Origin of the sequence: Rhodobacter sp. JA431, from assembly GCF_900217725.1 — a bacterium.
Classification (GTDB): Bacteria; Pseudomonadota; Alphaproteobacteria; order Rhodobacterales; family Rhodobacteraceae; genus Rhodobacter; species Rhodobacter aestuarii.
The window spans coordinates 275,615-288,853 of record NZ_OBMP01000001.1 but is presented as its reverse complement, the minus strand read 5'-3'; the positions used below and the strand labels follow the sequence as shown (position 1 = coordinate 288,853).

Annotated in this window: 15 protein-coding genes; 13 read left to right on the top strand and 2 right to left on the bottom strand. The window is 61.5% G+C overall.

The annotated features are described in order from the left end of the window. The first annotated feature begins 49 nt into the window (after positions 1 to 49). A complete protein-coding gene (locus tag CRO18_RS01130) occupies positions 50 to 535 on the top strand; it encodes a TspO/MBR family protein (protein WP_097080765.1) in 486 nt (161 codons plus the stop codon). A gap of 74 nt (positions 536 to 609) precedes the next feature. Here CRO18_RS01130 and crtC read toward each other — a convergent pair whose 3' ends face one another. Together crtC and crtD are read right to left on the bottom strand one after the other, a co-directional pair. Next, complete coding sequence (gene crtC / locus CRO18_RS01125) at positions 610 to 1,455, bottom strand: carotenoid 1,2-hydratase (RefSeq protein ID WP_097080764.1); 846 nt, start codon at positions 1,453 to 1,455, stop codon at positions 610 to 612. Between the two features lie 65 nt (positions 1,456 to 1,520). Next, entirely contained in the window at positions 1,521 to 3,005 is a 1,485-nt protein-coding gene (gene crtD, locus CRO18_RS01120; protein ID WP_083952137.1) for a 1-hydroxycarotenoid 3,4-desaturase CrtD, read from the bottom strand. A gap of 124 nt (positions 3,006 to 3,129) precedes the next feature. Here crtD and CRO18_RS01115 point away from each other — a divergent pair, with 124 nt between their 5' ends. The 12 genes from CRO18_RS01115 (at position 3,130) to pufX (ending at position 13,089) form a co-directional block, all read left to right on the top strand. After that, a complete protein-coding gene (locus tag CRO18_RS01115) occupies positions 3,130 to 3,999 on the top strand; it encodes a polyprenyl synthetase family protein (protein WP_076484824.1) in 870 nt (289 codons plus the stop codon). 96 nt (positions 4,000 to 4,095) lie between these two features. Further along, on the top strand, positions 4,096 to 5,178 hold the full coding sequence (locus tag CRO18_RS01110; RefSeq protein WP_170952549.1) for a methyltransferase: 1,083 nt from the start codon (positions 4,096 to 4,098) through the stop codon (positions 5,176 to 5,178). 143 nt (positions 5,179 to 5,321) lie between these two features. Then, positions 5,322 to 6,266, top strand: coding sequence for a chlorophyll synthesis pathway protein BchC (gene bchC / locus CRO18_RS01105; protein WP_076484823.1), 945 nt, complete (start codon positions 5,322 to 5,324; stop codon positions 6,264 to 6,266). Beyond that, positions 6,263 to 7,264 (top strand): chlorophyllide a reductase iron protein subunit X, encoded by a 1,002-nt coding sequence (locus tag CRO18_RS01100; protein ID WP_076484822.1) that lies wholly within the window; start codon positions 6,263 to 6,265, stop codon positions 7,262 to 7,264. The genes bchC and CRO18_RS01100 overlap by 4 nt, the downstream gene beginning before the upstream one ends. After that, the gene (bchY, locus tag CRO18_RS01095; protein ID WP_097080762.1) at positions 7,257 to 8,762 is read left to right on the top strand and encodes a chlorophyllide a reductase subunit Y; all 1,506 of its coding nucleotides are present in this window, start codon (positions 7,257 to 7,259) and stop codon (positions 8,760 to 8,762) included. The genes CRO18_RS01100 and bchY overlap by 8 nt, the downstream gene beginning before the upstream one ends. After that, a complete protein-coding gene (gene bchZ / locus CRO18_RS01090; protein WP_097080761.1) occupies positions 8,762 to 10,234 on the top strand; it encodes a chlorophyllide a reductase subunit Z in 1,473 nt (490 codons plus the stop codon). Before bchY ends, bchZ begins: the two co-directional genes overlap by 1 nt. Continuing rightward, a complete protein-coding gene (gene pufQ, locus CRO18_RS01085; protein WP_097080760.1) occupies positions 10,231 to 10,455 on the top strand; it encodes a cytochrome PufQ in 225 nt (74 codons plus the stop codon). Before bchZ ends, pufQ begins: the two co-directional genes overlap by 4 nt. Positions 10,456 to 10,617: 162 nt before the next feature. Further along, entirely contained in the window at positions 10,618 to 10,767 is a 150-nt protein-coding gene (gene pufB, locus CRO18_RS01080; protein ID WP_076484818.1) for a light-harvesting antenna LH1, beta subunit, read from the top strand. Positions 10,768 to 10,780: 13 nt separating this feature from the next. After that, positions 10,781 to 10,957 carry a light-harvesting antenna LH1, alpha subunit gene (gene pufA / locus CRO18_RS01075; RefSeq protein ID WP_076484817.1) on the top strand — a complete coding sequence of 59 codons (177 nt, stop codon included), beginning with the start codon at positions 10,781 to 10,783 and terminating at the stop codon, positions 10,955 to 10,957. Between the two features lie 130 nt (positions 10,958 to 11,087). Then, positions 11,088 to 11,936, top strand: coding sequence for a photosynthetic reaction center subunit L (pufL, locus tag CRO18_RS01070; protein ID WP_076484816.1), 849 nt, complete (start codon positions 11,088 to 11,090; stop codon positions 11,934 to 11,936). After that, positions 11,929 to 12,849 (top strand): photosynthetic reaction center subunit M, encoded by a 921-nt coding sequence (gene pufM, locus CRO18_RS01065; protein WP_076484815.1) that lies wholly within the window; start codon positions 11,929 to 11,931, stop codon positions 12,847 to 12,849. Before pufL ends, pufM begins: the two co-directional genes overlap by 8 nt. Before the next feature lie 12 nt (positions 12,850 to 12,861). Next, positions 12,862 to 13,089: an RC-LH1 core complex protein PufX gene (pufX, locus tag CRO18_RS01060; protein WP_076484814.1), complete on the top strand. Its 228-nt coding sequence runs from the start codon at positions 12,862 to 12,864 to the stop codon at positions 13,087 to 13,089. Positions 13,090 to 13,239 lie beyond the last annotated feature (150 nt).

Here is a 13,239-nt window from a genome sequence, read left to right as displayed (position 1 = left end):
TTCGCGTTTTCTACCTAAAGACCTCACCCTTCCCAAACGGAGGCTTCCCGTGAACCTGCTTTTCTTTTTTATTTTCCTCGCGTCGTGCCTGACCGCAGGCATGACGGGGGCCGTTTTCAAGCCCGGCAATTGGTACGACAGTCTCAATAAGCCAGAATGGACCCCGCCCAATTGGGTGTTCCCCACGGCTTGGACGACGCTGTACATCCTGATGTCGATCGCTGCGGCCCTTGTTGCCGCGAAAGCCGGTGAAAACCCTGATGTCGGCTTGGCGCTGGCGGTCTGGGGGCTGCAAATCGGCTTCAACACGCTGTGGACGCCGATCTTCTTTGGCCTGCACCGCTTGGCCGCTGGCATGGTTGTGCTGGTGGGGCTGTGGCTTTCGGTCTTTGCGATGACCGTGCTCTTTTGGCAAATCGACTGGGTCGCAGGCGTTCTGCTTCTGCCCTATGTGGCGTGGACCACGATCGCTGGTGCGCTGAACTGGAGCGTGTGGCGGCGCAACCCGCATGAGCCTGCGGTGCAGCTCGACTAAAATGCAAAAAGGGCGCGGTTGAACGCGCCCTTCAGAAGACAGGGGCGCACCTAAGGTGCGCCCTTTGTTTTTGCTTAGTCTTTGAATTTCCAGCCTGCGCGGCGTGGCACCCGCACCGCAAGCATCGGCTTGATGATTGGCTGCCGGAACCGCACCAGGTCGAGCGCTTCGTGCATGCCGACGCTGACTTCGCCGTCAATCGTCGTTTCCATCAGCGCGCGCGAGTAGAAGGGCGCTTCCAAAAGCGAGAACACCCCCTTCGGCGTCGCGCCCGGATCGCAGCGGGTTTCGCGGCGCACGAACCACGGCGTGCGTTTCATCTTGACCAGCGGCGGCGGGGTCTCGATTTCGCGCACCACACCCGCATGGTCGGATTGCACGGCGAGCGCGACCTTGGTGCCGTCAAGCCGCACCGCATCGTAAAAGCATACGGTGCGGTCGCGCAGCGGGAAGCGCCCCCAAGTCCAGAACGAGAAATCTTCTTCCAACGCACGGGTTCCGAAGTTGGCGTCAAAATAGCCATGCCCCGTCCAGCTATGCCCGGGGGCCAGATTGACCTCCACCTTGGCCATCGGCGCGAAGGGGCGCCAGGTGTGGCCCGCATCTGGGGTGAGTTTCACTTCCGCATTGGTGACCGATTCGGGGGTGAGCACGATGCGCCCCTTGAGCTTGCCCAGTTTCGGCAGCGCCCCCCATTCATCGACATCAATCACCAGCTCTGTGCCGGTCCAATGCACCTTGCTGGGCCCGACTTCAAACGTGTCACGGGTCTGGCGCAGGGCAGAGCGGCCGCGGTCGGTCATCGTGAAACGACCTTCGCGCCCGGTAGTCACAAGGTTGATGCAGCAATGGTTTTGCGGTTCTTTGCGGCCCGACCAGCGATACCACGGCGAAAACACCGAGCCGATGAAGGCGATCATCGAAAACGCCTTGGTGCCATCGTCGGAAATGCCGTCGCAATACCACCAAGCGTAGCCGTTCGGCCCTACTTCGCGGCGGAAATCCGGTCCGAGGTTAAGGCCTGTGCCGCGTGCCTCCCGGAAGTCAGCGCCATGGGAACCCCCGCTCCAGGATGGGTGCCCCCACCCGCCAGATAGAGCCCCTTCAGATCCGTCCGCGCCAGTGGCCGTTGGAATGTTGCCAGCGTCCCCTCCGGCGAGCCCCCGTAAATCGCCCCCTGCGACCCCGGGAACCGGCGTGACAGAAGCGCCGGTGTTGTCAGCGCCGGGCCCTCCGGCTCCGGTTCGAAGGTCAGCCCCATGCTCTCCAGAATCGGGAAAGTGCGTGCCCTGCATTGCGATTCCTCCTGCGGGAAAGGTTGGTGGCCCGCAGGCCCGTTCATGATGATCTCAAAGCGCTCCCATTCGGGGAGTTCTGTGCCCATCTCGCGGTCTTGCGCGCAGATATAAAGCGTTGGCTCTTCGGGCATCCGGCCCACGCCGATGGGGCCAAATTCTAGCTCCGGATCGGCCGTAAAGAAGACGTTGTGATGCGCGAGCTCCACGCCTCTGGGTTTGGCCCCAAAGGCCCAGACCCACGCCGAAAGGCTTGGCTCGGGGCGCTTGGTATCTTCCATTGAGGCGCGGGCGGCATCGCCCAATAGCCCATCGCGCAACGCGCCCGGATCGCCGTTGAAAACGCAACCAGAGCAGGGGATCGAGGTGCCGTTTTCGATTTCAACCGCCGTGACGCGCCCTTCTTTGCGGACAATGCGTTTGGCGCGGCTGTTGTAATGGAATTGCACGCCCATCCGCTCGGCCACGCGCGCAAGAGCGGCAGCGACACCATGCATCCCCTCGGCAATTGCCCAAACGCCCTGAACCTCGGCTTGCCAAATGAGCGACAAAACGGCGGGTGTCTGCGCCGGGCGACCACCGACATAGGTGGCATAGCGGCCGAAAAGCTGCACCAGACGCGGATCGTTGAAATGCGCATTGAGCAGATCAAGCATCGACAGACCGGGCCGCAGGGCGGGCCACAGCTTCGGGCGCGCCAGAGTCGCGGCAATGATTCGCCCAAGACTCGGCTTTGGCGCGGCAATCACCGGCTCATTGAACGCCTCCCACATGCCGCGGGTGACTTTATCGAAGCGGCGGAATGCCGCAGCTTCCTTGGCACCAAAGGCAGCCTCAATCGCTTCGACATTGGCATCAAAGTCGGTGAAGAGGTCGAGCATAGCGCCGTCGGGCCAAAAATGGCGGGCCAAACGGGGCAGGGGAATCAGCGTCAACTCGTCTTCGGTGCGGGTGCCGCATTCGGCGAAGATCGCATCCAGAACATGGCGCATCGTCAATACTGTCGGGCCGGTATCGGCCAAACCACCAGGTGTCGGCACGCCACGCGCCTTGCCGCCGGGCAGGTCGCCCGCCTCCACAACCGTCACCCGGACGCCTTTAGCCGCCAAACCGAGGGCCGCTGCGAGCCCCCCCATGCCGGCGCCAATTACCACGACGCCCGTATCGCCTTGCATTCCGCGCTCCAAAAACATGTCCCGGGGGAGTGCAATTTTGTCCCATCCCCACCGGTGTAAGTTTCAGTTTACACATAGAGGGGCGAATGCCAATGTGCTCAATGACGCAGCGGAGGGCCCCGTAATGTCCATGGATACCCGTATCGAGACGGCGCTGAAAAATGCGCTTTCGACCGAAGCTCTGGCTGATTGCCCGCCGCGCTTGGCAACGTCTTTGCCCTATGCCGTATTCCCGGGCGGCGCGCGTATCCGCCCGACGATCTTGCTTTCGGTCGCGATGGCCTGTGGCGACGATATGCCCGCCGTGACCGATGCCGCCGCTGTGGCGCTTGAATTGATGCACTGCGCAAGCCTCGTGCATGACGATCTGCCCGCCTTTGATGATGCCGATATTCGCCGGGGCAAGCCCTCGCTTCACAAAGCCTATAACGAGCCGCTGGCGGTGCTTGCAGGCGATAGCCTGCTGATCCGCGGCTTTGAAGTGCTGGCCGCCGTTGGCCCGCACTCGCCCGACCGTGCGCTGAAGCTGATCGCCAAACTGGGCCAGCTTTCGGGCGCTTGTGGGGGCATCTGCGCGGGCCAAGCTTGGGAAAGCGAAGAAAAGGTCGATCTGGCCGCTTATCACCAATCCAAAACCGGGGCGCTTTTCATTGCTGCCACGCAAATGGGCGCGATTGCGGCAGGAGCGGAGCCCGAGCCGTGGTTTGATCTGGGGATGCGGATTGGCTCTGCCTTCCAAATCGCCGATGACCTGAAAGATGCGCTCGTCTCGGCTGAGGTGATGGGCAAGCCTGCGGGCCAAGACAGCACCCACCAACGCCCGACTGCCGTGCAAACCATGGGGATCGCGGGCGCGACCAAGCATTTGCAAGACATTCTGGCGGGCGCCATTGCCTCGATCCCGTCTTGCCCGGGCGAAGCCAAACTTGCTCAGTTGGTGCAGCTTTACGCCCAGAAGATCATGGACATCCCGGCCGCCGCCGATCGGAGCTGAGCCGTGGCGAAGGACGAGGTCAGCGCCGCGACCGAAAAGCAGGCGTCCGCGCCGGGGGCGCAGGCGCCTTCGGTTCCCGGCCAACCCGGCCATAAGGTGACCGAGCCGGGACGGGTGAGCTTTTTCACCCGGATCGCGCTTTCCCCGCGTTTGCATGAAATTTTCGAACGCACGCCACTCTTTAACCGTGTCACGCGGCGCGAAGGGCGGGCGCTTTTCGATGTGGTGGCGGGCTTTGTGCATAGCCAAGCGTTGCTCGCGATCGTCGAATTTCGCATCCTGCACATTCTGGCCGAGGCCTCTTGGCCGCTGCCTGCACTCGCTGACCGGACAGGTTTGGCCGAGAATCGCTTAGCCGTGCTGATGCAGGCGGGCGCTGCGCTCAAGCTCGTGAAATTCCGCCGCGGGATGTGGGAGCTTGCGCCGCGCGGCGCGGCCTTCATTACCGTGCCGGGGCTTGAGGCCATGGTGCGCCACCATCCGGTGCTGTACCGCGACCTTGCCGACCCGGTTGCCTTTCTTAAAGGCGACATCGAGCCCGAGCTCGCGGGCTTTTGGCCCTATGTCTTTGGCCCGCTCGTGCAAGAAGATGCGGGGCTGGCGGAGCGCTATTCCCAACTCATGGCGGACAGTCAGCGCATTGTGGCTGATGACACATTGCGCCTGGTCGATCTGAAAAACGCCAAGCGGCTGATGGATGTGGGTGGCGGCACCGGCACCTTCCTGCGCCAAGCCGCGAAACTGCACCCGAATCTCGACCTGACCTTGTTCGATCTGCCCCATGTGCTGGCGGTGGCGGAGCCCTTCAGTCCGCGACTCACCCTTGCGCCCGGCAGTTTCCGCGATGACCCGATCCCGACAGGGGCGGATGTTATCTCTTTGGTGCGGGTTCTGTATGATCATCCTGACAATGTCGTCGAGCCGCTGCTGAAAAAAGTGCATGATGCATTACCGCCCGGCGGCCGGATTGTCGTGTCGGAAGCGATCGGCGGCGGTGCCAAACCGGACCCGGCTTGTGACATATATTTCGCCTTCTACACCATGGCGATGAGCTCTGGCCGCACCAGAAACCCCGAAGAAATAAAGAAAATGTTGGAAGCGGCGGGCTTTGTCAAAGTCACCAAGCCCCGCAGCCTTCGCCCCTTCATCACCTCGGTGATCGAGGCGGAGCGCGGCTGATCTGCCCCGGATGGGGGCAGAAAGTCGCACATTTCACCTGCGCAAAAGTGTCTAATCAAATTGACAGTTCGGCGTGTAAGTTTAATCATACACCTAGGCGTGATCTGCCCGACTCTCCGGCCCGATCTCGCCGGGAGTGAGAGATGGAAACTAAAGTCGTTATAATGTCCGGTCCGAAAGCGATCTCGACGGGCACCGCTGGACTGACCGACCCCGGTCCTACGGACCTTGTCGTCGACATCGCCTACTCGGGCATCTCGACTGGTACTGAAAAGCTGTTCTGGCTCGGAACCATGCCACCCTTCCCGGGCATGGGGTACCCTCTCGTTCCTGGCTACGAAAGTTTCGGAGAGGTCGTTGAAGCCGCCCCCGACACCGGCTTCCGACCGGGCGATCACGTCTTCGTTCCTGGGGCAAACTGCTTCTCGGGCGGGGTGCGCGGACTTTTTGGTGGGGCGTCCAAGCGTTTGGTCACCGCCTCGTCACGGGTCTGCCGCCTTGATGCGGGGATGGGCGCTGAAGGGGCTTTGCTGGCGCTTGCCGCCACCGCCCGCCACGCCCTTGCAGGGTTCGACAATGCGCTTCCTGATCTGATCGTGGGTCACGGCACCTTGGGCCGCTTGCTTGCGCGCCTCACCATTGCCGCCGGTGGCAAGCCGCCGATGGTGTGGGAAACCAATCCCGCGCGCCGCTCTGGTGCGGTGGGCTATGAGGTGCTTGACCCCGAAGACGATCCCCGCCGCGATTACATGGCGATCTATGATGCCTCTGGTGCCCCCGGTCTGATTGACCAGCTTGTGGGGCGGATCGCCAAGGGCGGTGAATTGGTGCTGTGCGGTTTCTACACCGTGCCCGTCAGCTTCGCCTTTGTGCCGGCCTTCATGAAAGAGATGCGCCTGCGCATCGCCGCTGAATGGCAGCCCGCTGACCTTTCCGCGACCCGTGCGCTGATCGAAAGCGGTGCGCTTTCGCTCGATGGTCTCATCACCCACCGTCGCCCCGCGACGGAAGCGGCTGAGGCCTATCAAACCGCCTTTGAAGACCCTGACTGCCTGAAGATGATCCTGGATTGGAGGGATGTGGCATGAACGACGCGCCCAACCTGAAGGGATACGACGACCGGCTGCGTAACGAGGCCGCCGAGGAGCCGACGATGGAATTACCCGACTTCCCGCCCACCAAGAAAACGCAGATCATCGCAATCTACGGCAAGGGCGGCTCTGGCAAGTCCTTCACGCTCGCCAACCTCAGCCACATGATGGCCGAGATGGGCAAACGCGTGTTGCTGATTGGCTGTGACCCGAAATCGGACACCACCTCGCTTTTGTTTGGCGGTAAAAACTGCCCCACCATCATCGAAACCGCCGCTGCCAAAAAGGCGGCGGGCGAAGAGGTGACGGTGAGCGATGTCTGCTTCAAATCGGGCGGCGTGTTTGCCATGGAGCTTGGCGGGCCGGAAGTGGGGCGCGGCTGCGGTGGTCGGGGGATCATCCACGGCTTTGAAACGCTCGAAAAGCTTGGCTTCCACGAATGGGATTTTGACTTCGTCCTGCTCGACTTCTTGGGCGACGTGGTCTGTGGCGGCTTTGGTCTGCCGATTGCGCGCGACATGGCGCAAAAGGTGATTGTGGTTGGCTCGAACGACCTGCAGTCGCTTTATGTGGCCAACAACGTCTGCAACGCGGTCGAGTATTTCCGCAAACTTGGCGGCAATGTCGGCGTGGCGGGCATTGTGATCAACAAAGATGACGGCACCGGCGAGGCGCAAGCCTTTGCGAAAGCGGCCAATATCCCGATTCTGGCGGCGATCCCGGCGGATGAAGAACTGCGCCGCAAATCGGCGGCCTATCAGATCGTTGGCACCAATGCGACCTCTTGGGGCCCGCTCTTTGCGGAGCTTGCACAGAACGTGGCCGATGCGCCGCCGCTGCGCCCGCATCCGCTGAGCCAAGATGAACTGCTGAACCTTTTTGAATCGAGTGACGAGGGCGGGGATGTTGATCTTGTGCCCGCCACCGAAGAAGACCTGCGTGGCGCCAACGCCGCGCCGAAGCAATCTCTGGAAGTGATCTACGACGATGTCTGAGAGCCAAGGCGCATATGGCCAGGGCGAAGGCGGCTGCACGTCAGGCGCTGAACGGCTTGAGGCTGACGCGCGCGCTGCGGGCAATGCTGAACTGCTCGATCGTTTTGCCGCTGACTATCCGCAAGGGCCGCATGATCGCCCGCAAACTATGTGTCCGGCCTTCGGCTCGCTTCGGGTCGGGCTGCGGATGCGCCGCGTGGCGACCGTGCTTTGCGGCTCGGCTTGCTGCGTCTATGGGCTAAGCTTCATTTCCCACTTCTATGGCGCGCGACGCTCGGTGGGATATGTGCCCTTCGATTCTGAAACTTTGGTGACGGGCAAGTTGTTCGAAGACATTCGGGCGGCGGTGCATGAACTGGCCGACCCGGAACGCTATGATGCGGTGGTTGTGGCGAACCTTTGCGTGCCCACAGCCTCTGGCGTGCCGCTGCGGCTTTTGCCAAGCGAGATCAATGGAGTCCGCGTGGTTGGGATCGACGTGCCCGGCTTTGGCGTGCCGACCCATGCTGAAGCGAAAGACGTTCTGTCCGGCGCGATGCTGAACTATGCACGCCAAGAGGCGATGGCTGGCCCCGTGCAAGCGCCCGCCTCTGGCCGGGCGGACCGCCCGACCGTGACGCTTTTGGGCGAGATGTTCCCGGCTGATCCGATGGTGATTGGCGGCATGCTCGCGCCGATGGGCCTCGCCGTGGGGCCGACCGTTCCAGTGCGCGATTGGCGCGAACTTTACGCCGCGCTTGATAGCAAGGTGATCGCCGCGATCCACCCGTTCTACAGCGCTTCGATCCGTGAGTTTCAGGCCGCTGGCCGGACGATTGTGGGCTCTGCTCCTGTGGGGCATGACGGCACGATGGATTGGCTCGCCAATATCGGGGCCGCCTACAACGTGCCCGCCGAACAAATCGCCGCCGCGCAAAACGCCTTTGGCCCCGCGATCAAAGGGGCGATTGCCAATGCGCCGATCAAAGGTCGCATCACGCTTTCGGGCTATGAAGGCTCGGAACTGCTGGTCGCGCGTCTCTTGATCGAATCTGGGGCTGATGTGCCGTACGTTGGCACCGCGCTTGGCCGCACGCCGTGGAGCGCTGCGGACAAAGAATGGCTCGAAGCGCGTGGCACGGTCGTTAAATACCGCGCCAGCCTTGAAGACGATTATGCCGCGATGGAAGCCTTTGAGCCTGATCTCGCGATCGGAACCACGCCTGTGGTGCAAAAGGCGAAAGAATCGGGCACGCCCGCGCTTTACTTCACCAACCTTATCTCCGCCCGCCCGCTCATGGGGCCGGCAGGGGCAGGCAGCCTTGCGCAGGTGATCAACACCGCGATGGGCAACCGCGAGCGCATGGCCTCGATGAAAGCCTTCTTTGAGGGCGTGGGCACGGGAGACACCGCCGGGATCTGGGAAGACCAGCCCGAGTTGCACCCTGATTTCCGCGAAAGCCAGCGCAAGAAACAAGAAAAAGCCGCCCGCGTGGCCAAAGCCGAGGAGATGATCTGATGCTGATCCTCGACCACGATAGGGCAGGGGGCTATTGGGGCGCGGTTTATGCGTTCTGTGCCGTCAAAGGTCTGCAAGTGGTGATCGACGGTCCTGTGGGCTGCGAAAACCTGCCCGTGACGTCTGTGTTGCACTATACCGACGCGCTGCCGCCGCATGAGTTGCCGATTGTCGTCACCGGGCTTGGCGAAGAAGAACTGGGCCGCGAAGGCACCGAAGCGGCGATGAGTCGGGCTTGGAAAACGCTCGACCCGCATCTGCCAGCTGTGGTGGTGACGGGCTCGATCGCCGAAATGATCGGTGGCGGCGTGACGCCGCAGGGCACCAATATCCAGCGCTTCTTGCCGCGCACGATTGACGAAGACCAATGGCAATGCGCCGACCGCGCGATGACTTGGCTCTTCACCGAATTTGGCATGACCAAAGGGCGTATGCCCGGCGAGCGGGTGAGACCGGAAGGCGCGAAGCCCCGCGTCAACATCCTTGGGCCGATGTATGGCACCTTCAATATGGCCTCCGACCTTGCGGAGATCCGTCGCCTTGTCGAAGGCATCGGGGCCGAGGTGAATATGGTCTTCCCGCTCGGCGCGCATTTGTCTGAGATGCGCAATCTCGTGAATGCCGATGTCAACATCGTCATGTATCGCGAGTTTGGTCGCAACTTGGCCGAGAAGCTGGGCAAGCCGTATCTGCAAGCGCCGATGGGGCTTGAGGCCACCACCAAGTTCCTGCGCAGCCTTGGCGAGCTCTTGGGAATCGATCCTGAGCCCTTCATCGAGCGTGAAAAACACACGACTCTGAAGCCGTTGTGGGATCTGTGGCGTTCTGTCACGCAGGACTTCTTTGGCACTGCTTCGTTCGGTGTCGTCGCGAATGAGACATATGCGCGCGGTATCCGAGCCTATCTTGAACGCGATTTGGGCCTGCCTTGCGCATTTTCCGTGCCAAGAGTGGCCGGAAAGAAGACAAATAACGAGGAAGTTCGCGGTTTGATCCGCCAAACCCGGCCTTTGGTGGTGTTTGGCTCGATCAACGAGAAGATTTATCTCGCCGAAACCAAGGGTGGGCATGGCCCCTCGGCCTCTTTTGTGCCCGCTTCCTTCCCCGGGGCGGCAATCCGCCGCGCGACGGGCACCCCCTTCATGGGCTACACAGGGAGCGTCTACTTGTTGCAAGAAATCTGCAACGGACTGTTCGACGCTTTGTTCAATATCCTGCCGCTCGCTTCCGAAATGGACAGCTCCGCGGCAACGCCTACCACCTTGCGTCGTGACATGCCCTGGGATGCAGATGCACAGGTGGCGCTCGACCGGATCGTCAGCGAGCATCCGGTTCTTACGAGGATTTCAGCGGCCAAGTCTCTGCGGGACGCGGCCGAGAAAGCTGCCCTTGATCAGGGGGCAGAACGCGTAGTGCTGGAAATGGTTGAGGCCCTTGGTGGTCTTGATCGGAAGAAGGGGGGAACTGAATGAATACCCAAGAGATCCGCGCACACGGGGTTTCGCATGCGCACCGTGCCCCCCGTCCTGAGTACACGCTTTATTTCTCGCTCATCTTGATCGTCGCGGTTCCGTTCGCGCTGGTCGGCTGGGTGAACCGTCTGGTCCGTGATCGTCGTCTGCCCGAGATGGGGCCGTTTGCCCGCGCCTGGCGCGAGGCGACCGAGATCACGCCCGAGATTTTCCGCCCCTAAGGCGGCAAGGAATTCCCGACGGGTTGCGCCCACCGGTCGGATGAAAGTTCTCCATGAGCGGGGATGAGCCTCGGTCATGGCGGAAATGCGAGATGGCATGGTGCCATTTCGTCTACCCGGCCGCAGGGGTTGCGGCGTCAGTCTGCCAATCCGGAGGTTGTTATGGCTGATAAGAACGACCTGAGCTTCACAGGTCTTAGCGACGAGCAGGCGCAGGAACTGCATGCCGTCTACATGAGCGGTCTCTCGGCGTTCGTCGCCGTTGCGGTTCTCGCTCACTTGGCGGTCTTCATCTGGCGTCCGTGGTTCTGAGGAGAATCTGAAAATGTCCAAGTTCTATAAAATCTGGCTCGTTTTCGATCCCCGTCGCGTGTTCGTGGCGCAGGGCGTGTTCCTGTTCCTTCTCGCGGTGCTGATCCACTTGATCCTGCTCTCGACCCCCGCTTTCAACTGGCTCACGGTTGCCACGGCCAAACATGGCTACGTGGCTGCGTCCCAGTAAGCGCTAGAAAGCATCGCGGGCGGGGCGCATGCCGTCCCGCCCGCGATCATACCGCAAGACGCAACCCATCGGCACGATCCGGAGCCTTTCGCCGGGCTAAGGACCGTCCCGCAACAGCGGAGACACGGGCATGGCTTTGCTCAGCTTCGAACGAAAATATCGCGTGCCGGGCGGCACCTTAGTTGGCGGGAATCTCTTCGACTTCTGGGTCGGACCCTTCTACGTGGGGTTCTTCGGGGTTACTGCCATCTTCTTCGCCGCTCTCGGTACAATTCTCATTCTGTGGGGGGCTGCGCTGCAAGGCACGTGGAACCCGCAGTTGATTTCCATCGTGCCTCCGTCGGTTGACGTGGGCCTTGGCATGGCACCGCTCGCCGAAGGTGGGCTGTGGCAGGTCATCACCGTTTGCGCCATCGGCGCATTCTGCAGCTGGGCGCTGCGTGAGGTGGAAATCTCCAAAAAACTCGGCATCGGCTACCATATTCCGATCGCTTTCTCGATGGCGATCTTTGCCTATGTCACCCTGGTGGTTATCCGCCCGGTGATGATGGGTGCTTGGGGCTATGCTTTCCCCTACGGGATCTGGACCCACCTCGATTGGGTGTCCAACACCGGCTACACCTACGGGAACTTCCACTACAACCCGTTCCACATGCTGGGGATCTCGTTGTTCTTCACCACCGCTTGGGCCTTGGCCATGCACGGCGCGCTCGTGCTCTCGGCTGCCAACCCGGTGAAGGGCAAAACCATGCGCTCGCCTGATCACGAAGATACCTATTTCCGTGACCTCATTGGCTACTCGCTCGGCACGCTCGGCATTCACCGCGTCGGTCTGCTGCTCGCTCTCAATGCGGTGTTCTGGTCGGCCATGTGCATGCTCGTGACTGGCACCATCTACTTCGATCTGTGGAGTGACTGGTGGTACTGGTGGGTCAACATGCCCTTCTGGGTCGACGTCGCGGGAGGCATCAATGGTTGAGTATCAAAACTACTTTGCTCAGGTGCAAGTGAAGGGGGAGCCCGAACTCGGGCTCACCGAACAGGTCGACACTTCCGAACGTACTGGCGCTGGCTTCATGTCCATTCTGGGCTGGATGGGCAACGCTCAGATCGGTCCGATCTACCTTGGCATCGCGGGCACCGTCTCGCTTGCCTTCGGGATCGCGTGGTTCATGACCATCGGCTTCTGGTTCTTCTACCAGGCGGGCTTCAACCCGGCCGTGTTCATGCGCGACCTGTTCTTCTTCAGCCTTGAGCCGCCGGCGGAAGAATGGGGCCTTGCCCTTGCGCCGCTCGGTGAAGGTGGTGTGTGGCAGATCGCTTCGATCTTCATGGCGATCTCGGTCATCACCTGGTGGGTGCGCGTTTACACCCGCGCCGAACAACTCGGCATGGGCAAACACATGGCTTGGGCGATGCTCTCGGCGATGTGGCTGTGGTCGGTTCTGTCCTTCTGGCGCCCGATCATGATGGGCTCCTGGAGCCACGCAGTGCCCTACGGCGTGTTCTCGCACCTAGACTGGACCAACCAGTTCTCGCTCGACCACGGCAACCTGTTCTACAACCCGTTCCACGGTCTTTCGATCGCGGCGCTCTATGGCTCGGCTCTGCTGTTCGCCATGCACGGCGCAACGATCCTTGCCGTCAGCCGCTTCGGTGGGGAACGCGAACTCGAACAGATCTGTGACCGCGGCACCGCTTCGGAACGTGCGGCTCTGTTCTGGCGCTGGACCATGGGCTTCAACGCCACCATGGAAGGTATCCACCGCTGGGCGCTTTGGATGGCCGTTATGGTCACCCTGACGGGCGGCATCGGGATCCTGCTTTCGGGCACCGTCGTCGACAACTGGTATGTCTGGGCTCAAACCCACGGCTATGCGCCGGTCAACTAAGGGGAAGTGATCATGTTTGATAAACCGTATGACTTCTCTGCAGGCAACAAGTTCAAGATGGGTCTTTGGATTGGCCGTCAGATGACTTGGGGCGCCGCGCTTGCCTCGATCTTCGTGGGCTTCCTGCTTGGTCTGTTCCTCTTCTCGTACTTCGTTGGCATGTTCTTGCCCGAACGTTCGAAACAGGCTCCGTCGCCATACACCGCCCTTGAGGTTGTGTCGGTCACCGAGATCGCCTGATCAAGCTTTCCGGTCGCCTTTGCCTTTGTGCATTGGCGGCCGGTTCCCGTTTCCGGGCCTTGGCTCGGGAATGTTGGGGTCCCCACATGGCCCCGATCCCTTCCCTGTGAACACAGGCACCTTGGTGCCGTGCGGCACACCACACGGCAC